Raw genomic sequence first — 19,522 nt, 5'->3', positions numbered from 1 at the left:
CTAAAACCTCGACCTAAGTCGGGGTTTTATTTTTGAATTACAAAGCGAATCGCTGTTCCGATAGGCCGTTGTGCTAATCGATTAATTGCCGAATCCGACAACTGTAAAACGCGTGGATAACCTCCGGTCACCTGGGCATCGCGCATTAAAACTATCAAGCCTCCTCCGGGTGTCAATTGTACCGTTCCCGGAAGTACTCCCGAGGTTTGAATAGCCGGTAAATTGTTCACTATCAGCTCGCGTAAACGATACCCCATCCGGTTACTTTCTGAGGTAATCGTAAACCAGGTGCTCTGTAACTGCTCTTGCTGTGACCTACTCAACAGATCGTATTCAACCCCTTTAAAAGCCCTTATGAAGTGGCTGTCATCTGCTTCACCGTACTTTATTCTTGACCTTAGAGGTACAAAAACTTCCTCCTTTGTCCGCTTGCACTTCAAATCAAAGCGCATTCCCTTACTAAGCCTATCATGTGCAGTAATCCCTCGATACCAGCTGGTACTTCCCATAATTTTTGGTAGTTTTAAGCCTCCTTCAAAAGCGATATAGGCCCGAAAACCACTTTTGAGCTTCCCCAGTCGCAACTGTTGTCCGGCTGTGGCCATCGTATAACTATGCATTCGTACTGTTTCTGTATCCAGCTTCGCCGTGTAATCAGCTCCCGCAATACAAAAACCAATATCGCAGTTAAATTGCATCGCAAAGCCCCCCATACAGATTTCAAAAACTGGTTCATTGGGATGATTTCCCACCAATAAATTTGCCCATTGCATGGCTTCCAAATCCATGGCTCCGGATACGGGAACTCCAAAATTACGATAGCCTGACCTTCCTTGGTCTTGTACCGAACTAGCAATTCCTCCCGCTAATACTTCAATCATAACGCATCGAATTTAAACAGTCTAAAGGAGTCTCCAGCCACCGTTTCTCGAGTTGACCATACTCCACTAAGGTCACTGGTTTCATACGAATCGTATCACCAGGACTACAAAAACATGGAGGATCTACTTTTGGATTAAACAGGCTTACAGGCGTTCTACCTATCAATTGCCAGCCTCCAGGGCTCTCGGAAGGATACATCCCCGTTTGGTTCCCTCCAATTCCTACAGCTCCTTTTGGCACCTTTGTTCTCGGAGTGGCTCTTCGCGGCATGGCTAGCTGCTCATCCAACCCTTCCAAATAGAGAAAACCCGGTAAAAAACCGATAAAACGCACCTGATACGTCACCTCACTGTGCAGCTGAACAATGGTATCGATACTGAGACCGAGCAAATTACTTGCCTCTTGTAAATCAACACCAAAAATCGGATCGTAGCAGACGGGAATATCCCAATGTCTTTTGCTGAGTACCACAGAAGTTTCACAGACCTCACAGCATTTCTTTACACTATCCATCAATTCACGTTCGACCACTATTGACTTTTCGAACACTACTAGCAAACTCTGGTAGGACAATACTACTTCATCGATCTTCCACAGAAATACGGTTTCGAGTTGTTGCTTTATCGCAATCATAGTCGCCAACAGATCGTCTTGCGCTGTAGGCCATTCGATCAAAACTGCCCGATCACCAAATAATTTATACCTCATCATTCTTGGCTAAATATACATTGCGATTCGCTAAAGCAGCAACCGTATAGTGCAATACCTCTACTACTTCTTTTGTATCACTGTGGAAACAGTACGTATCTGCGTGTAAGCTTTTAAATTCTCCAGAGATGACTTGCACCAATTGCCGCTCATAAATACTCAAAACCTGAGCAAATACTGCTTCTGGTCTTGTCAAAAGCGCTTGATGATGACTTCTTGACACCAATTGAACGTCGGCATCATACCTCCTATCTGCAAATGCCTCTTTCACGACTGCTACTCCCGCCTCTTCAGCACTTTTAGCGAGTTCCGACTGCATAGGCGCGTACAATTTCACATCGTTGCCTAACTCCAAAACCGCATCAACTACTACCACAGCAGTTTTCTTATCCACTGCTGCCAAGTTGTACAAGGCACCATGAGGTTTTACGTGGTATAAAGGAACTCCGGCAACCACACAACGATTGCACAAGGCTTCCAATTGTCTTTGTAAACTGGACAACAGGGCCTCTGGCTTCATCGGAAGTACTTTTCGACCAAAGTTTTCCACATCTGGAAAAGAGGGATGCCCTCCTACCTTCACCCGATGTTCTTTTGCTAATTGAAGTACGGCATCCATACTTTCCTGATTTCCTGCATGGCCACCACAGGCGATATTACAAGAAGAAAGTAACGGAAACAACGAGGGCTCATTACCAACACCTTCTCCCACATCACAATTGATATCTATTTGTTTTCTTACCATAGTCCTAGCACGCTTACAATACTCTTAACTCCCAAAAATACCGATGTTAGTAAAATCAGTCCTCCCATAAAATTCTGCCATCTAGAATTTCGATGTTCTCCTAATAGTTGTCGTTGATTCACCATCCACAACAACACGGCCACAATTACTGGTAGGAGTATTCCATTGGCTATTTGTGCAAACCGAATGATCAAAATGGGTTCAAATCCAATCGTAGAAAACACGACTCCTAACAGGACAATAACCAGCCATACCCATCGAAATTTCCGAGACTGCAAACCAGCATTCCATCCTAAGCAACCGTTGACTACGTACGCAGCGGCCAAGGGGGCTGTAATTGCCGAAGTCACTCCAGCCGCTACCAAACCTATTGCCAACAAATAGGTGGCAAAATCGCCAAAGACCGGACGAAGGCTCTCTGCCAAATCCATAACCGTTTCAACACCTGAGCTTTCTACAGCTGAGGCCGCTATTACGATTGCCATGGAAACAATTCCTCCCAAGGAAATGGCAATAACCGTATCCCAACGAGCTGCTTTCAAAAAGGACGCACCTTTCCACTTCTCGCTAACCAAGGAGGCGTGTAAAAACAAATTATACGGCACAATGGTAGTTCCGATCAATCCGACGAGGGTCCACAGTGCTCCATCGGGCAATGAAGGGAGGGCTATTCCAGACAACAAAGCGGTAATCGAAGGACGTATAACTATCGCTGTCAAGATAAAAGCTACGCTCATAATTCCTACGGCAACCATGAGAATTCGCTCTAATATTTTATAGTTCCCTACCCATAAAACAAGGACCACCAAACCTCCTACAACCACACTCCAAACATTCAACAAGCTAGTTCCTAGCTGCAACTTTTGCACACCAAAAAGCACTTCCAAACCAACGATTGCTCCACTGATATTACCAGCCTCATACGCTGCGTTTCCTATTACAATGGCCACCAAAATCAAGACGACCAAAAACCGTTGTAATCCTTTAGATTGCAACTCAGTGGTTACCAAGCTCGCAATACCTTTGCCGGTGATTATACCCAACCTAGCGGCCATTTCCTGTAAAACTATAGTCGCGAGCATGGCGAGTACCAATACCCAAAGCAGTTCTAATCCGAACTCAACTCCGGCCGTAGAACAAAGCGTTACGGTTCCAGGCCCTATAAAAGCTGCCGCAATCAACGTGGCAGGTCCTGTTTTTTTTATCCATTGCATCATAGTGATCGTATTTGCATTAAAAATAGCAAAAAAGAACGGGCTACTTTACCTGAGTTCAAATCGAAATAAAAGGAAAGCGCTTCCATTTAAATCTCGTTTCTTATTTTTGCCCAGTAATGAGGGTAGTTCGGAATTTTTCAATCGATCAAATAGAAGTTTTTAAACACAAACTTTTCCAGTGGTCACAGCAATTTGAAACGGTAGTGTGGTTGGATTCTAACCAACATCAGCAACAGTACGGATCGTTTGACTGTGCGTTGGCTATAGAAGAATTTACCTCAATTAAAACAGATTATTTTAACGGCTTTGAGAAACTCAAAGAGTACCAATCGCATACAAAAGATTACCTCTTTGGCTATATCTCCTATGATGTTAAAAACGATATTGAAAAATTGCATTCCAAAAACTTCGATGGGCTGCAATTTCCCGATTTATTTTTTTTCCAACCGCAAAAACTCATTTTCATCAAAGGTGACCAAGTGACCTTTCACTACTTACAGCACGTTGACGACGAGTTGGAAGAGGACTTTGAAGAGATTATCGAATATCATCCTGTGGTTACTCCTGAACCAGCAACTAGCGATCCTGTAAAAATTAAACTCAGGATGCACAAAGATGAATACCATCAAAAGGTTCGCGCGGTATTAGACCACATCCATAGAGGAGATATTTACGAAGCCAATTTTTGCCAGGAATTTTACGCAGAAAATCAAACGATAAATCCTTACAGGCTGTATCATGAGCTCAATAAAATATCGGAAGCTCCCTTTGCTACATTTTTTAAGCGAGATGATCTCTTTTTGCTCTCAGCAACACCAGAACGCTATTTGAGAAAAGAAGGTACTAAAGTTATTTCGCAACCGATTAAAGGGACTGCTAAACGCCTAATTAACCCTGTTGAAGACGAAAAATTAGCTTTTGACTTAGCAAGGGATACAAAAGAACGAGCAGAGAACATCATGATTGTCGATCTTGTTCGCAATGATTTATCGCGAACGGCTATCAAAGGTAGTGTCCATGTCGAGGAACTCTGTAAGGTATATACCTTTAAACAAGTACATCAAATGATTTCGACTATCTGTTCTGTAATCAACCCATTAACAACACACCCCGTTGATATTATTAAAGATACCTTTCCAATGGGAAGCATGACTGGAGCCCCTAAAATTTCTGCTATGGAAATTATAGAAAACCTCGAAGAAACCAAACGAGGACTCTATTCTGGTACCGTTGGCTATTTTACTCCTGAGGGCGATTTTGACTTTAACGTAGTGATCAGAAGTATCCTATACAACGAAACACTGCGCTATATTTCGTATTCTGTAGGGAGTGCTATCACGGCAAAGTCTACTCCAGAACGCGAATACGAAGAATGCCTTTTAAAAGCTAAGGCAATGAAATACGTTTTACAAAACTCTTAGTTTTTAAGTATATTTACTTCAACTAAAATCCAACACTGTCTTTTGGTTTGCCCCAAAAGCACCCAAAGACACTCAAAGAACGAAAAACGCGATGACACATCAAGAAGGAAGCTTCACTTATCAGCAGACTGAATTTTACACACAATATTGGACTCCTACTACGGCCCGAGCAGTTGTACTCCTCATTCACGGAATGGGTGAACATTCTGGTCGCTACGCGCACGTAGCTCATAAGTTGGTCGACAGCGGATATGCCGTGATGGCCTTTGACCACTTTGGTCATGGAAAAACCAAAGGAAAAAGAGGACATAATCCAGGGTATGCCTATGTTTTAGGAAGTATTGCCATGCTCATCGAACAGGCCAAGGAGACCTTTGGCGCCCTTCCTATGTTTCTGTACGGACATTCTATGGGAGGAAATGCAGTAATTAACTTTGTGCTCAGAAATCAGCCTGACCTGCAGGGAGCTATTGCAACCAGTCCATTTTTAAAACTCGCTTTTCAACCACCAGCATGGAAATTAACCCTCGGAAAAGTCATGCAAAAAATCGCTCCATCGATTACCCTTGGTAATGAATTGGATGCCAATGACATTTCTCGTATCCCAGAGGAAGTGGCTAACTATCAAAACGATCCTTTAGTACACGACAAAATTAGTCCAAACTTCTCCCTATCATTTATCGACAGTGGTGCCTGGGCTATTGAAAATGGGCAACAACTTCAACTCCCTATGTTAGTTTTGCACGGAACAGATGACAAAATTATCGACTGTAAGGGAAGTGAGGCCTTTGCTAGTAAAACAGCCTTAGCCAGTTTTAAATCGTACCCAGGTGGATATCACGAACTCCACAATGATTTGTGTCAGGACGAACTGATTCAGGACATTGTTACATGGTTAGACAAACAGGTTTAGGTTGATGCTTTTAGAATTTTCAAAAATTTTAAACGACAAATTTCCTTTTCTCAAAGGAAGCAAACTGCTACTCGCTGTTTCTGGTGGCTTAGACAGTGTCGTACTTACGCAGCTATTCAAAAAACTGGAATACGACATCAGCATTGCACACTGTAACTTTCAATTACGCGGTATTGAAAGTGATTTAGACGATCACTTTGTCAACCAGCTCGGCATTTCCTTAGAAATACCGGTATACACCAAACGTTTTGATACCGAAAAATACGCAAGTGAACACAAAACTTCCATACAGTTGGCGGCAAGAGAAGAGCGTTATCGGTGGTTTCAAGAAGTTTTAACGCTGCACAACTTAGACTATATTATTACGGCTCATCACGCAGATGACAACCTCGAAACCGTACTTATTAACCTGACAAGGGGCACGGGTTTGGACGGTTTACTCGGCATTCCAGCCGTTAATGACAACATCGTCAGACCGATGCTCGATTTCTCGAGAGAAACTATTTTTGACTATGCCAGCACAGCTCAAATTGTATGGCGAGAAGACAAAAGCAATGCAGAAACCAAATACCAGAGAAATAAAATCCGCCATCGCGTAATTCCCATTTTAAAAGAATTAAACCCAAAGGTCTTAAACAACGTTATCAATACCCAAAATCACCTAAAAGAAGCGCGTCAAATCATCCGTGATCGCATGGCTACTGTCGCTGAAAAAGCCCTGATTACTGAGGGGGACCTCATCAAGATAAACATACTAGAAATCAAAAAACTACAGCATCCAAAAGCCTACCTCTACCCCTTACTAAAGGACTATGGATTTACGGAATGGAACGATGTAATTCAATTATTAGACGCACAAAGTGGTAAGCTAATTACAACAAAATCACACACATTGCTAAAAGACAGAGATTTTTTATTACTTTTACCGTCTGATAAATTCGCAGCAACTGAAAACCAAGAAATTAAGATAGACAGTTCACTATCAGAGATTAAGACACCTGTGAATTTATTATTTAAAAACGTTCAAAAAACAACATCTTTAGACAAAAATTCTATTTATGTTGACAAAAATTTACTAAATTACCCCCTAACTTTGCGTAAGTGGAGGCAAGGCGATCTTTTTTATCCTGTTGGGATTAAGGGTAAAAAGAAGCTCAGTAAATATTTTAAAGACGAGAAATTATCAATAATTGAAAAACAACAAGTTTGGTTGCTTTGTTCAGGCAATAACGAAATAATTTGGGTACTTGGAAAACGACAAGACAGGCGTTTTAAAGCCTCAAATGAAACAACCGACATAATGCAAATAAGTATATATCAACCCCTGTAAACTATTATAGAATGAAAAAACTCTTTACTCTAATTTTATTTTTTATAGGTTTCGTTACTTTCTCCCAGACGGATGACAATCCGCTCTTGGTGACTCCTATAGTTGAAAAAGTATCTGATACTGAATATGATTTAATATTTGAGATCGTAATTGCTGAAGATTGGCATTTGTATTCTCAGTACAACCCAGAAGACGCTTCATTACCGATGACCATTACTCCTGCGGAAGGACAAACTGGTTATACTTTAAGTGGTAAAGCAAAAGAAAGCGAAACTGAAACGGAATTCAGTGAAATTTGGGGAAAAGATGAAATTTTCTTCGTCGAAGAAGCGCGTTTAGTACAGCGTATTACCGTGAGTGATCCTTCACTTACTCAAATTACCCTTAACTTAGATGCACAGGTTTGTAAAGAATACTGTTTACCTTTTGACGAAGACTTTACCTTCTCTTTAACTGGAGAAGAAGTAGCACAAACAGTTGCTCAAGTAGATGAACACAGTGAAAAATTATCGGAAGATCTCAAATTAGATTTGAAGAACACGATCATGTTACAATCTACAACCAACAAAGAAACTGACAAAGAAGACAGTAGCTTACTCAATATATTCTTATTAGGATTTGTAGGAGGATTGTTAGCCTTTTTAACACCTTGTGTATTTCCAATGGTACCATTAACTGTATCGTTCTTTACGAAGAGAACTGAGCAGAAAGGAAAAGGAATTGGTAGTGCTGTATTGTACGGATTTTTTATCGTATTAATCTACGGTTTATTAAGTGTACCTTTCCATTATTTAGATACTTTAGATCCTGAAATTTTAAATAATATCTCTACGAACATCTGGTTGAATTTATTCTTCTTCGTAGTCTTGATTTTCTTTGCAGGATCGTTCTTTGGATTGTACGAGATTGCCTTACCGAGCTCTTGGAGTAGCAAAGCAGATAGCGCTTCAGGTATTGGAGGGGTTTTAGGAATTTTCTTTATGGCATTGACTTTAGCCATCGTTTCATTCTCATGTACAGGACCTATTTTAGGTTCGTTATTAGCAGGTTCGTTATCATCTAATGGAGGTGCTATGCAGTTAACTGCTGGGATGACAGGATTTGGAGCGGCATTAGCCTTGCCTTTTGCATTGTTTGCATTATTCCCAAAATGGTTAAAAACTTTACCAAAATCAGGAAGCTGGTTGAATACAGTAAAAGTAGTTTTAGGATTCTTAGAATTAGCTTTCGCTTTCAAATTCTTATCAAATGCTGATTTAGTAGGTCACTGGAACTTATTAAAGAGAGAAGTATTTATCGGTATCTGGGCCTTATTAGCCTTCTTAATGGCCTTGTACTTATTCGGGTTCATCGGTAAGAAATACGGTAAAATCTCGATGTTTAGAATCCTTTTAGGAGTACTAGCCTTAGGTGTTGCTGTGTACTTAGCTCCTGGAGTTTTAGAAAAACCATCGTGGAATCAAAGTAAATTGTTAAGTGGATTTGCTCCACCACAGTTCCACAGTATCTATAAAAAAGGAGATAGCCAGTGTCCACTCAACCTGAACTGTTTTAAAGATTGGGATGAAGGAGTTGCCTATGCAAAATCAGTAAACAAGCCAATTTTATTAGACTTTACTGGATGGGCATGTGTAAACTGTAGAAAGATGGAAGAAAACATCTGGAGTCAACCAGAAGTATACGAGGTATTAAATAACGACTACGTATTGATTTCACTTTACGTTGACGATCACCAGAGAATGTTACCTGAGGACGAGCAATTCGATTATATCAAACCAAATGGTAAGATCAAGAGAATTAGAACTTATGGTGATAAGTGGGCAACCTTACAGATTGCGAACTTTAAAACTGCTTCTCAGCCATTTTACGTGTCTCTTAGCCCTGATTTAGAGGTATTAAATAGACCAGAGCAGTACACAGATAAAGACAGCTATTACAAGTGGTTAAAAGACGGATTAGACAGGTATAAAGCCAGTAGTAAATAAACCGCACTAACCGTAAATAATATAGAAAGCCTCTCCAATGGAGAGGCTTTTTTGTATGGATATGTTTGCAGTCACTATTGTAAACGCAATGCGCACTCTCTTTCGGCACACTGGCGTCCAAACTCTACACACACAGGACTCCCTGGTGGCTTACATTGCTTTCTTCCACCATTGATCGTGCGTTGTTCTTCTCTCTTTAGTTGTTTTCCTAAATTTAAAATTTGATGTTTCATGTTATTGTAGTTTAACGTTATTATTGTAAAATCGGAGTCCTTGCCCAGTATCAGTATTAGTCTTCTATACCCAATACAAAAGCACACTCCCACTCAGAACAATGACGTCCAAAATCAATACATACTTCACTCCAGCGAGGTTTGCATTGTTTTCTTCCTCCATTGATTTGCAATTGCTCCTTTTTTTGGAGCGCTTTCCCTAGATTTAAAACTTGTTTTTTCATTTTTATATAAATTAATGGTTAGCATTTTGTAGAGTAGCCTACCCACACGTACGTGTATAGACCGAGTTGTTTACCATGGGTTGATAATTCCTCCTAAACAAACATGCGTTTCATAGGTTCCTAAACAGCAGCCGTTGCTCAAAGGTGCTCCACCACACATTCTACACCTACTTGCTGGGTAGGTAGGGCAGCTCGCTCCTCCGTTAATTGACTGTTGACTCTTTTTATCGAGTAATTTTCCTAAGTTTTTGATGTTATTTTTCATGGTATTAAAGATTTGTCCGAACATCAAAATGCGATGTACGGATACAGTGATAGTAGCAGTAAAAACCACCACTAAAAAAAAATTAATTAAACGGTACTCTTAGTTAAAGTCCACAAACCGGATGAGTTGGAAGTACACACATGCCCTTACAGCACACATGATTGGGTACACCACAGGTTAATGAAAAAGGATCTAAGCAAACGCCGTAATTATCGTCATAAGCTCCTGTAATGTTCTTTTGCTCTTTAAGAGAGAGCACTGTTCCTAATTTTGAAATGTTTGATTTCATGATTATAAAAAATTTACTTTTAATAATCCTTGACCTATTTTAAGACACTCAAGGGTTTATGTCTATTCTTCGCGAGTTATATTATTTAATGACCTTTTTAAGCTGATAAAAAAATCGCTCAATCAGTCGTAAATCTTCCGTAATGATATCGGCAGTTCCTTGCATTTCTTGGCGAAACTCAATGTGCTTACCATAGGTAGTTACTAAGTCTTGCGCCAGGGATACATCGACCCTATAATTACCTTCGTTATCGGGTATCATAGAAATTGCCTGAACTTTACCGTTGAGTTTTCCAAACTCATCGGCGGGGTAATTCAAGAGTTTTATCTGGACCGATTGCCCCGTTTTAATTTTTCCAGAATTGGTTACAGGAGCTTTAATCTTTCCTATAAACATGTCGTAACGATCGGGAATAATGGTAAAAATCAATTCTCCAGCTTTCACCGTTTGATTTTCACTCCAAAATGATAAAAACGATACTTCTCCACTAATACTAGCTTTTAAGGCGTACTGCTTTTCCCAATCCATAATGGCCTTTTTGAGGTACAAAAATGATTGTATGGCCTTTTTTTTCAACCTCGTATCATTCTGCGTTTTCTTAATGGTAGTACCTTGTAGGTTTTTAGCAGAATTGCTGATTACTTCTCTCATTTGCGCGATCGAACTCTCTAATGATTTTGACGTTCGCTTTGCCTGTAGGTAATCGATCTCTCCTTGATCCATTTCTCGTTTAGAAATAACACCTTGACCGTACATTTTCCTACTCCTATCCACAGCTGCCTTTTTATAAACCAACTCTTTTTGATTAATCTCCTTTTGTGTAATCAATATCCTCAATCGTTCTTGCGCTTGTAATACGGACATTTGATTGGCCAATGATTCTGAATTAAACGGCGTCAATTGATTATTTAAATCGTATTCCGAATAATCGTTCTCAAACTGCGCATAACTACTGGTAATATCACCCAGCATCAGCGGAGGCAATTCATCAAAGGGAAAAGAAAAGTTATCTGTTTGTGTTTGTACAGTATCCACGATGCTTTTCAACAAGAGTACATCTTTATAAGCTGCGCTGTTCTCAATGACGGCCAGTACCTGATTTTTGACTACTTTATCACCTTCTTTAGTCAAAAACACATCAAACTGCCCACCGGACTTTGCATAGATTTTCTCTGGAGGAAAGGAGGTAGTCACCATTACTTGTGTAGTGATCACATCCGGGTACTTTACAAACCAAGAAATAAACAACAACACCAATACCAAAATAAGTACCAGGGTGTTTCCCCAACGAATCATCCAATTGGGGACTTTGGTCAATATTTCTTGAACTTCTTCACTTCTTAATTCAATATCGTCTGTAGATATCGGCATCTGCTTTTATTTAAAAATAGTCAGCGGTATTAAGGATACCGCTAACTCAGTTAGTATTAATTGATTCTAATAATCTCCATTAGGTCCATCACCTGGGCGTGACAAACACACATAACCACAGCCAGGAACGTACTGCCAAGGCAATACACAATCTACGTCAGCTACGGGTTCTGGGTAACATCCTCTTGGAGGTACTCCTCCCCCTCCGTGGATAGATTTTTGTACAGATTTACTCAGGGGTAAACCCAATTTTTTTAAGGTATTCATAAGCTTTTATATTACAGTACCGAAGGCTCGGTACTCGTTAACTAAATTTTTAATAACCAAGGAAGCAAGCACCTCCTTGGCTTGTTAATAATAATTATCGACGCTAGGTCGTACTGGGTTTACCTTGGATCTAAATCACCACCAGCTGCGATTTTACAAATAAATCCACAGCCTGAAATATATACCCAAGGGCTCGCACAATTCACTTCGGCGGTTGGGTATTCATAACAACCAGGACCAGGATATCCTGAACCTCCGTTAATTCCTTGTTGCTCATTTATGGAGAGCTTTTTTCCTAATGATTTTATATTTTTCATATTCTTATTTTTTGATCTAGTAGTGCTAAAAATGACTACTATTTTGATTCATACTAGGAATTTTCAAGTAGCAAAGACTAAGAACGTCCGCCACCTTCGTCGTAACGTATCTTACAGGTCATTCCACAACCTTCTATATATACCCAAGGGCTAATACAATCAACAGATGCATCAGGATATTCATAACATCCCGGCTTAAATCCGCCGTTACCTCCATTAATATTTCGTTGCTGACTAGTTGTTAGGGCACTCCCTAAATTTTCAATTTTTTTCATACTCTTTTTTATTTTATAAACAACACTGACCATTAACTATGGTACCCATGTTCGCTCCTCCTGAACCATTTGGAACAGCACAACGATCACCATCTGCACAATCAAATGCACAGAAAAACAAACCGAAGCAGAATCCTCTTCTACCTCCGTTAACCTCTTTTTGTTCTTGCTTGTTAAGAACCTTTCCTAAGTTTTGTAATACAGACTTTTTCATAATTCTTAACAAAATTTATTATACATCCAAGGAGCCATGCATAAATTGTGGGTAGCACAGCAACCTGTTGAGGGTGGGCAATCCGTGTGTTGTTCACAATAACGGAGTCCTCCATTAATCTTTTGTTGTTCCGCTCTACTCAGAGAGGTTCCCAACGTTTCTATAGTTTTAGTCATCACTATTAAAATAAGATTTGAAATTCCCCTGAACACTTAAAGACACTCAGGGACTGTGTCTATTCCTCGCGAAAAAAATATGTTTAGTATGGTACTTACTTTCCTAAATTCAATTGATTTTTTACCAGGTGATAATAGGCACCTTGTAAAGCAATCAATTCACTGTGGTTTCCTTGCTCTATAATCTTTCCCTTATCCAACACCACAATCTGATGAGCATTTTTAACCGTACTCAAACGGTGGGCAATGACAACAGCCGTTTTATCCTTAAAAAAGGTATTGAGATTCTCCATAATCACCTTTTCATTATTAGCATCTAAGGCACTAGTTGCTTCATCAAAAAACAGGTATTTTGGGTTCTTATACACCGATCTTGCAATGAGTAATCGCTGTTTTTGACCGGTACTCAAACCGTTTCCTTCACTCCCTATTTTGGTGTTTAAGCCCAGGGGTAATCCTTCTATATAATCTCCGATATTCGCCACATCAATGGCGTGTAACAATTTTTCTTTATCTACAAAATCTTCCCCAACGGCAATATTTTTAGCAATAGTATCATTAAATATATACCCTTCTTGCATCACCACTCCACAATTTCTCCTCCATTCCTTCTGCGAAATATTTCTCAAATTAAATTGGCCCACTGAAATTTCACCGGCATCAATTTGATAAAAACCTAGCAATAGCTTCATCAAGGTCGACTTCCCACTTCCGCTCACTCCTACGATAGCCGTAGTTTTGTTGGCAGGAATCTCTAAACTGAGATCTTTTAATACAGGCTCTAACCCTCCTGTATATCTAAAGGTCACCTTTGACAAACGTATAGCACTGTCGGGGATCTGCATTACCTTTTCATCTCCCGGTTTTTCTTCCTCCTCCATGTGATGAATTTCTCCCAAACGATCTAAGGAAATCTGTGCGTCCTGCAGGTCTCTCATAAAGTTAATGAGTTGAACGATGGGACCGTTTAACTGACCTACAATATAACTGATCGCCATCATCATACCGAGTGTAATATTACCGTCAATAACTAACTTCGCAGATAAGATAGTCACTAACATATTCTTTAGCTCATTGATCAGGTTTGACCCTACACTCTGAGTTTGTTCAAGTGCTAAACTCTTGGTTGCTACTTTAAAAAGTCGTGCTTGCACGTACTCCCAGTTCCAACGCATTCTCCTTTCAGCGTTGTGCAACTTAATTTCTTGCATTCCGTTAATCAATTCAATCACCTTACTCTGTTCTTGACTGACCTGACTAAACTTTTTGTAATCTAACTCTCTACGTTTTTTAAAAAAGAACAAAACCCAGGTAAAATACAAGATGCTTCCCAACACAAAAACGCCAAAAATTTGCATACTGTAATAGCCCAGTACTAAACTGAATACGATCAAATTGAAAAAGGAAAAGAGCACCGTTAAAGACGAAGTCGTCAGTATGCGTTCAATACGCTGATGGTCATTAATTCGCTGCAACAAATCACCGGTCATCCGCACGTCGAAATACGAAATCGGTAATTTCATTAACTTAATAAAGAAATCCGAAATTAGCGAAATGTTAATCCGGGTACTCAGGTGCAGCAAAATCCAACTGCGAATAATCTCTAACGATGCCTTTCCTAAAAATAAAAACAATTGTGCTACTAATATCAAGTACACAAAGTTGATATCCTGATTTTCTATACCTACATCGACCACACTTTGCGTTAAAAAAGGCAATATTAGCTGTAACAAACTCCCAGCTAACAACCCTATAATCAACTGAATAATAAAGCGTTTGTACTTAATGAGGTATTTAAAAATAAATGAAAAACCAAATTCTTCGTCTTCCTCAAACTCTTCTTGGTAAAAATTAGGAGTGGGCTCTACGATCAAGGCAATTCCTTCTTCCGTGAATTCATCGGCGTTATTTCCTATCCAATTTTCTATAAACTCTTCTTTGGTATACACCAGTAGACCATGAGCTGGATCAGAAATATACACCTTATCACGTTTAATTTTGTACAGTACTACATAGTGGTTTTTATTCCAATGTAAAATACAAGGTAAGGGTGCCTCTTTTAATTTATCATAGGCCAATTTTAAACCCAAAGATTTAAAACCTATCGACTCTACTGCCTCACTCAAACCTAACAAGCTACTCCCTTCACGAGTCGTTTCACTCAGTTGTCGAAGTTGCTGTGTGTTAATGGTTTTTCCATAGTGTTTGGCAATAATCTTAATACAAGTAGGGCCACAATCTTTAGCCTCAGTTTGTTGGTAATTCGGAAACTTTTTCAAAGAAATTTGATCTTTTTTTATTTTTTTTAACTTCTACAACACACTACTGCTCCGTAAACTGGATGTGGGTAGTACCCTCTACGGCAGGTATCCGTATCATTGATGTACCCAGCTCTACAAACAAAGCGGTTGTTACCACCATTAATAGCTTTACAGGTGTCTTTACTTAGTTCGGTTCCTAAAGATATAAGATGTTTTTTCATTTTTAAAAGTTTTTTTGGTTAACAGTTAGCTTATAAACACGGAGAATCTATTGGTAAGGCACATAAACCTCCCCATTCACCTCCACAGGCCAAACAATCTTGCTCATTTGTTGGCCAAGGACCAAATCCGGCCATTACAGCACGTTGTGCTTGCTTAGACAATTCAGTTCCTAATTTTTTTAAATTCGTTTTCATAATTAGTTTTAGTATTTAGTTTAGCGCTTCGCGCAGGGTTATTTTAGGGCGTGTTACTTATTGAAACACCGGACTCAACCTGCATGCTTCCATACAGTTCGCAAAATCCTCTTTGGTCGAATTATTGAAACGACACTGATTGATACATTCAAAACACAATACCGGATTTCCTCCAAGTATTTGTTGTTGCTGCTCTTTAGCCAAGGCTACACCGAGATTTTTGATACGAGTTTTCATTAACTTCTCTTTTTTTTAGAAAAATTTATATTTGACAATACGACATTGCTCTGCAATTGTCCATACAATTTCCTAATTCTATACGATCTCTGCTCGTCATTCTACAGTTGTCCATACAGGCAATACACTGTAAAAAATTTCCACCTTGAATTTCCCGCAACTGCCCTGTTTCTAATTCTTTTCCTAAAGTTTTGATGATGTTTTTCATTATTGAAATATTAAGATTACATTTGCGGTGAACATTTAAAGACACTCACCGAGTGTGTCTATTCTTCGCGAGAGAATATTGTTCGAAACCAAAGCTTTTGTGCTTTGGTTTTTTTTATAATGTTTTGGCAGCTTGAGCGCTGCTTTCTTCCAGTTCTTCTATAAAGAAAATAAGGTCAGACCTATCGTACTCTTTAGGATACGACATTCCGTTAATTAATATTTCTGGAGTAAAATTAATGGCGTTATCAGCACACCAGTTGTTTTGACGTTCCAATTCACTTAACTGATGTTCAGGAAATGCGCAACTTCCCCATTTCTGCAACCAGCGTTCAGCATTCCCCTTTTCATAAATCTCATTCATGGCTTTTAAACATTCGTGTTGCCCTTTATCCTTGTAGATTTCCAAAAGTCTCGATGTAATTTTCACCACATCCGCATCAGGAGTCCCTGTAGGCACGTTGAAGCGAATTTTGATTTTCACAAAATTCTTAAACCTCGCTAGCAGAGCATCTACTTGCTTGTGTACCGGCTTACAATGACCACAAAACGGGTTCGTTACAATCACTAACTCTAAGCTAGACATCGGATTTCCAAAAACAATTTCTTCACTCCCTGGGATTTCCGTCTGCAATACAGGTGACTTTCTCAACAGTGTCTCAAATATTCCGTAGTTACGTTTAAACTTAACATTCTCGATTTTACTTTTACGCAATGAAGTTACCTCAACCAACAATGGTTTTACCGACTTCCATACCCCAATACTCCCAACACCTATCAGAGCAAAAACAAGTCCGTCAATTAAATTCCACGAGAACTCATTAATAAAGGGTTGCCAAGACAATGCTGCCTGAACCCAGAGCACTGCTACTAAACTCAAACAAAGCATACACCACTTTTTTACAACGGCATACTGGTAATATATAGAATAGACTGTCATCGGAATTGCGAGTAGACTCACTGCATAAACCAGTGATAAATTATGCATCAACACCACTCCAGCGATACTCAATACACCGAAGTACAACATACTTAAATCACTTAACTTAACTCCTTTAAAAATCTCCGCTCCTTTAGACGTCAATACGGCATCACAATCCTTTTTATCGTCCACTCCTGAACAGAAGGCATTTCCAATAGTAGATTGCAGTCCTAATTCCTGTTTAAAAATTGCCAAGCTCACCACCAAGCCCACAACTGAAAGTCCCCAGTGAGCTGTTTCCAATAATTCGGCTGAATTTACAAACAACACTGCAGCTACTAAGGTCATAAAACCAGCCAACAAAAGGTAACTCAGCGTGTTTTTTGTTTTGGGTTTTTCAACGGTATCCGTTTTTTCAACGGCTACAATAATTCCTGTAAATCGCTGTAAAAACATCTCGTCATGCATGCTCTCCTTTTTACCCTCTGCAGGATACAAGGTATAATTGGTGCCTTTTCGTTCTACGATTACTAACTCCGACCCTTCGCGCTCAGATTTCACTTGAGCCATGTAGGACGGTGGTAATTGTACCAATGTTTCTTTATTTACAGGAATATCCGCTGCGATATTCTCGATAGAAAAATGGTCCAATACTCCTGTAATTGCATGTAAACTGGGATAAGAAGGGTGACTTTGGATTTGAAAATCCAACTCTTCTTTATCAAATGGGATTTTATTTTTACGTAGTAATTGAGCAACTAAGCTGCTGATAGAATTTTTCAATGTTGTTTTAGTTTTAGCTATTTATTACAGTATTTCCAAATTTATACTTAAAAAAATATAAATTTTATATTTTTTCAATAAAAAAAGTAAGGATATACACCACTTACTTTTACCATCTTAAATGAAGCCACTTTCTTTGGCCTTCATTATCAATTCTCTATGTCCACGTTCTTTAACGTTGAACATTTTTTTTAAGTGTCGTTTTCTTTTTTCAATAGCGGCAACGGAAAGGGGAATATATCCCAACATGTCTTTTACTTTTGCTCCGTTAGACAATTCGTACAAAATTTTGCGGTCTACATCGTCCAAAAAGAACTCCACAGAGACTTTTTTCCTCAACAATTTTAAGACGGTTTTACTGTAGTAAGGCGGGTCGTGTATGACTTCCTGAATGGCTTGGGTCAATTCATTAAAAGAGATATCACTTTTAATGAGAAGTCCATCTGGGTTCGTTGATCTAAATACGCTGTGAATAATGTATTTGTTGTCATTGGTTGTCGAAATGACCACGCGACAGTTTGGCAATTTATCTCGAATGTAGATTCCTAAATCTTCTCCTGAAATCATTTTGCTATTTTCAGCAGAGGGCAATTTAAGATCCAAGAAGGCCAAATCAATTTTAGCATTGGTTTGTACATAATGCTGAACAATGTGTACTCCTTGGTCATAACTATGCGCTTCCACAAAATTGAAAATCCCACAATTACAGCAATCTTGTACTTGCAGAAAAGCTTTCTTATAAGCTTCACATACCAAGGGGTAATCATTCACAATGAGCACTGTGAATTTTTCTTTTTCCATCATAAGTTATTTTTTAGTGTGTAGTAGTGCAGCAGCATTCACTGAAGACTCAGTAATTTACTGCGCAGTATATGTTCGACGACGAAAACTCGCGAAAAACAATCAAAAAAAGTATATAGCCTGCTCCTTTCTAAATTGAAAAATTCGCAATGGGAGCTCCGTAAATTTAGAGATAATTGTTATTAAAACAAAAAACTAATGTTAAGAATACAATTATTTTAACGTTTTTTTACTAAAAATAGTATGATACTCAGTAATTTTCGCGTATTTTATAGTAAGCAATTATTTTATCGTTACCGCTAAATGCTAAGCAATAACTCCCCCTTTACGCTAGACTAACCTTCTCTTTTTTTTCATTTTTTTTCGTCGATAACGTGCTAAAAATCAACAAAGCTCACATCTGTGTAACCATGTGCAAAAAATGTAACCTCTTGCCCAGCAGACATTTTAACACTTACTTTGCCTCAAAACAGCACTACCTCCTTTGCGCAATGGAATACCAACGGCTGAACATAAACTGTATTACAACCACAAAAACATGAAAACTACCCCCGAAAAAACAACGAGCTATCCGCGAGCCTTTTCCCATATCGGTATCACTGTCCCCGATTTGGAAGCTGCGGTACGCTTTTATACAGAAATACTCGGTTTTTACTGTATCATGCCTCCAACAGTGATCAATGAAGAAAACGAAACCCCTATCGGTATTATGTGTAGCGACGTATTTGGTACTGGGTGGAAATCATTTAAAATTTCACACTTAGCTACAAGCGATGGCATCGGAATCGAATTATTTGAGTTTAACTCCAGTAGAAAAACCACAGCCCAATTTCAACCTTTTCATTCAGGACTCTTTCATTTTTCTGTTCAAGATCCAGATATCGAAGGCCTCGTTGCGAAAATCGTCGCAGCAGGAGGAAAACAACGCATGCCAATACGGGCCTATTACCCCGGTGAAAAACCTTATCGCATGTGTTATGTAGAGGATCCGTTCGGAACCGTATTCGAAATTTACTCGCATGCCTATGAATTGCATTACGCTTCTGGCGCCTATAATTAACTT

The 19,522-nt window shown here is 39.2% G+C and carries 26 protein-coding genes; 5 read left to right on the top strand and 21 right to left on the bottom strand.

All coding sequences use genetic code 11. The annotated features are described in order from the left end of the window. Positions 1-26: 26 nt before the first annotated feature. The 4 genes from ACKTS5_RS02145 to ACKTS5_RS02130 are packed head-to-tail and all read right to left on the bottom strand — an operon-like array spanning position 27 to position 3,552. A complete protein-coding gene (locus ACKTS5_RS02145) occupies positions 27-881 on the bottom strand; it encodes a 5-oxoprolinase subunit C family protein (protein WP_408042186.1) in 855 nt (284 codons plus the stop codon). Continuing rightward, the gene (gene pxpB / locus ACKTS5_RS02140; protein ID WP_408042185.1) at positions 874-1,593 is read right to left on the bottom strand and encodes a 5-oxoprolinase subunit PxpB; all 720 of its coding nucleotides are present in this window, start codon (positions 1,591-1,593) and stop codon (positions 874-876) included. The genes ACKTS5_RS02145 and pxpB overlap by 8 nt, the downstream gene beginning before the upstream one ends. Next, positions 1,580-2,335, bottom strand: coding sequence for a 5-oxoprolinase subunit PxpA (pxpA, locus tag ACKTS5_RS02135; protein ID WP_408042184.1), 756 nt, complete (start codon positions 2,333-2,335; stop codon positions 1,580-1,582). The genes pxpB and pxpA overlap by 14 nt, the downstream gene beginning before the upstream one ends. After that, positions 2,329-3,552, bottom strand: a complete 1,224-nt coding sequence (locus tag ACKTS5_RS02130) for an Nramp family divalent metal transporter (RefSeq protein WP_408042183.1) — start codon at positions 3,550-3,552, stop codon at positions 2,329-2,331. Before ACKTS5_RS02130 ends, pxpA begins: the two co-directional genes overlap by 7 nt. Positions 3,553-3,668: 116 nt before the next feature. On the opposite strand from ACKTS5_RS02130, the gene ACKTS5_RS02125 reads away from it, so the two are divergent. The 4 genes from ACKTS5_RS02125 to ACKTS5_RS02110 all read left to right on the top strand — a co-directional run bounded on the left by ACKTS5_RS02125 (position 3,669) and on the right by ACKTS5_RS02110 (position 9,201). Then, positions 3,669-4,973 (top strand): anthranilate synthase component I family protein, encoded by a 1,305-nt coding sequence (locus tag ACKTS5_RS02125; protein WP_408042182.1) that lies wholly within the window; start codon positions 3,669-3,671, stop codon positions 4,971-4,973. A 91-nt stretch (positions 4,974-5,064) separates the two neighbouring features. After that, the gene (locus ACKTS5_RS02120) at positions 5,065-5,886 is read left to right on the top strand and encodes an alpha/beta hydrolase (protein WP_408042181.1); all 822 of its coding nucleotides are present in this window, start codon (positions 5,065-5,067) and stop codon (positions 5,884-5,886) included. 4 nt (positions 5,887-5,890) lie between these two features. Further along, positions 5,891-7,216: a tRNA lysidine(34) synthetase TilS gene (gene tilS, locus ACKTS5_RS02115; RefSeq protein WP_408042180.1), complete on the top strand. Its 1,326-nt coding sequence runs from the start codon at positions 5,891-5,893 to the stop codon at positions 7,214-7,216. Between the two features lie 11 nt (positions 7,217-7,227). Continuing rightward, the gene (locus tag ACKTS5_RS02110) at positions 7,228-9,201 is read left to right on the top strand and encodes a protein-disulfide reductase DsbD family protein (protein WP_408042179.1); all 1,974 of its coding nucleotides are present in this window, start codon (positions 7,228-7,230) and stop codon (positions 9,199-9,201) included. 74 nt (positions 9,202-9,275) lie between these two features. On the opposite strand, the gene ACKTS5_RS02105 is transcribed toward ACKTS5_RS02110, so the two are convergent. From ACKTS5_RS02105 to ACKTS5_RS02025, 17 genes are all read right to left on the bottom strand, one after another. Beyond that, the gene (locus tag ACKTS5_RS02105) at positions 9,276-9,434 is read right to left on the bottom strand and encodes a hypothetical protein (protein ID WP_408042178.1); all 159 of its coding nucleotides are present in this window, start codon (positions 9,432-9,434) and stop codon (positions 9,276-9,278) included. 56 nt (positions 9,435-9,490) lie between these two features. Next, positions 9,491-9,658: a hypothetical protein gene (locus ACKTS5_RS02100; protein ID WP_408042177.1), complete on the bottom strand. Its 168-nt coding sequence runs from the start codon at positions 9,656-9,658 to the stop codon at positions 9,491-9,493. Positions 9,659-9,728: 70 nt separating this feature from the next. Then, on the bottom strand, positions 9,729-9,923 hold the full coding sequence (locus ACKTS5_RS02095; protein WP_408042176.1) for a hypothetical protein: 195 nt from the start codon (positions 9,921-9,923) through the stop codon (positions 9,729-9,731). Between the two features lie 103 nt (positions 9,924-10,026). Further along, positions 10,027-10,212: a hypothetical protein gene (locus tag ACKTS5_RS02090; protein WP_408042175.1), complete on the bottom strand. Its 186-nt coding sequence runs from the start codon at positions 10,210-10,212 to the stop codon at positions 10,027-10,029. 81 nt (positions 10,213-10,293) lie between these two features. Continuing rightward, the gene (locus ACKTS5_RS02085) at positions 10,294-11,583 is read right to left on the bottom strand and encodes an HlyD family efflux transporter periplasmic adaptor subunit (RefSeq protein ID WP_408042174.1); all 1,290 of its coding nucleotides are present in this window, start codon (positions 11,581-11,583) and stop codon (positions 10,294-10,296) included. 66 nt (positions 11,584-11,649) lie between these two features. Then, entirely contained in the window at positions 11,650-11,850 is a 201-nt protein-coding gene (locus tag ACKTS5_RS02080; RefSeq protein ID WP_408042173.1) for a hypothetical protein, read from the bottom strand. 119 nt (positions 11,851-11,969) lie between these two features. After that, positions 11,970-12,167: a hypothetical protein gene (locus ACKTS5_RS02075; RefSeq protein WP_408042172.1), complete on the bottom strand. Its 198-nt coding sequence runs from the start codon at positions 12,165-12,167 to the stop codon at positions 11,970-11,972. Positions 12,168-12,244: 77 nt separating this feature from the next. Next, positions 12,245-12,442, bottom strand: a complete 198-nt coding sequence (locus ACKTS5_RS02070; RefSeq protein WP_408042171.1) for a hypothetical protein — start codon at positions 12,440-12,442, stop codon at positions 12,245-12,247. Positions 12,443-12,455: 13 nt separating this feature from the next. Beyond that, positions 12,456-12,656 (bottom strand): hypothetical protein, encoded by a 201-nt coding sequence (locus ACKTS5_RS02065; protein WP_408042170.1) that lies wholly within the window; start codon positions 12,654-12,656, stop codon positions 12,456-12,458. Between the two features lie 5 nt (positions 12,657-12,661). After that, complete coding sequence (locus tag ACKTS5_RS02060; RefSeq protein ID WP_408042169.1) at positions 12,662-12,832, bottom strand: hypothetical protein; 171 nt, start codon at positions 12,830-12,832, stop codon at positions 12,662-12,664. 95 nt (positions 12,833-12,927) lie between these two features. Further along, the gene (locus ACKTS5_RS02055; protein WP_408042168.1) at positions 12,928-15,111 is read right to left on the bottom strand and encodes a peptidase domain-containing ABC transporter; all 2,184 of its coding nucleotides are present in this window, start codon (positions 15,109-15,111) and stop codon (positions 12,928-12,930) included. 26 nt (positions 15,112-15,137) lie between these two features. Next, positions 15,138-15,314 (bottom strand): hypothetical protein, encoded by a 177-nt coding sequence (locus ACKTS5_RS02050; RefSeq protein WP_408042167.1) that lies wholly within the window; start codon positions 15,312-15,314, stop codon positions 15,138-15,140. Positions 15,315-15,344: 30 nt separating this feature from the next. Next, positions 15,345-15,509, bottom strand: a complete 165-nt coding sequence (locus ACKTS5_RS02045; protein WP_408042166.1) for a hypothetical protein — start codon at positions 15,507-15,509, stop codon at positions 15,345-15,347. Between the two features lie 57 nt (positions 15,510-15,566). Continuing rightward, positions 15,567-15,746: a hypothetical protein gene (locus ACKTS5_RS02040; protein ID WP_408042165.1), complete on the bottom strand. Its 180-nt coding sequence runs from the start codon at positions 15,744-15,746 to the stop codon at positions 15,567-15,569. A gap of 25 nt (positions 15,747-15,771) precedes the next feature. Continuing rightward, positions 15,772-15,954, bottom strand: a complete 183-nt coding sequence (locus ACKTS5_RS02035; RefSeq protein WP_408042164.1) for a hypothetical protein — start codon at positions 15,952-15,954, stop codon at positions 15,772-15,774. A gap of 114 nt (positions 15,955-16,068) precedes the next feature. Beyond that, complete coding sequence (locus ACKTS5_RS02030) at positions 16,069-17,658, bottom strand: vitamin K epoxide reductase family protein (RefSeq protein WP_408042163.1); 1,590 nt, start codon at positions 17,656-17,658, stop codon at positions 16,069-16,071. Positions 17,659-17,775: 117 nt separating this feature from the next. Next, entirely contained in the window at positions 17,776-18,462 is a 687-nt protein-coding gene (locus tag ACKTS5_RS02025; RefSeq protein WP_408042162.1) for a response regulator, read from the bottom strand. A gap of 535 nt (positions 18,463-18,997) precedes the next feature. On the opposite strand from ACKTS5_RS02025, the gene ACKTS5_RS02020 reads away from it, so the two are divergent. Continuing rightward, positions 18,998-19,519 (top strand): lactoylglutathione lyase family protein, encoded by a 522-nt coding sequence (locus ACKTS5_RS02020; RefSeq protein ID WP_408042161.1) that lies wholly within the window; start codon positions 18,998-19,000, stop codon positions 19,517-19,519. The last annotated feature ends 3 nt before the right edge of the window (positions 19,520-19,522 follow it).

The organism is Tenacibaculum litopenaei, from assembly GCF_964514025.1.
Lineage (GTDB): Bacteria > Bacteroidota > Bacteroidia > Flavobacteriales > Flavobacteriaceae > Polaribacter > Polaribacter litopenaei.
Note: the sequence above shows the minus strand (reverse complement) of the source record. Positions and strands in the feature narration are given on the sequence as shown.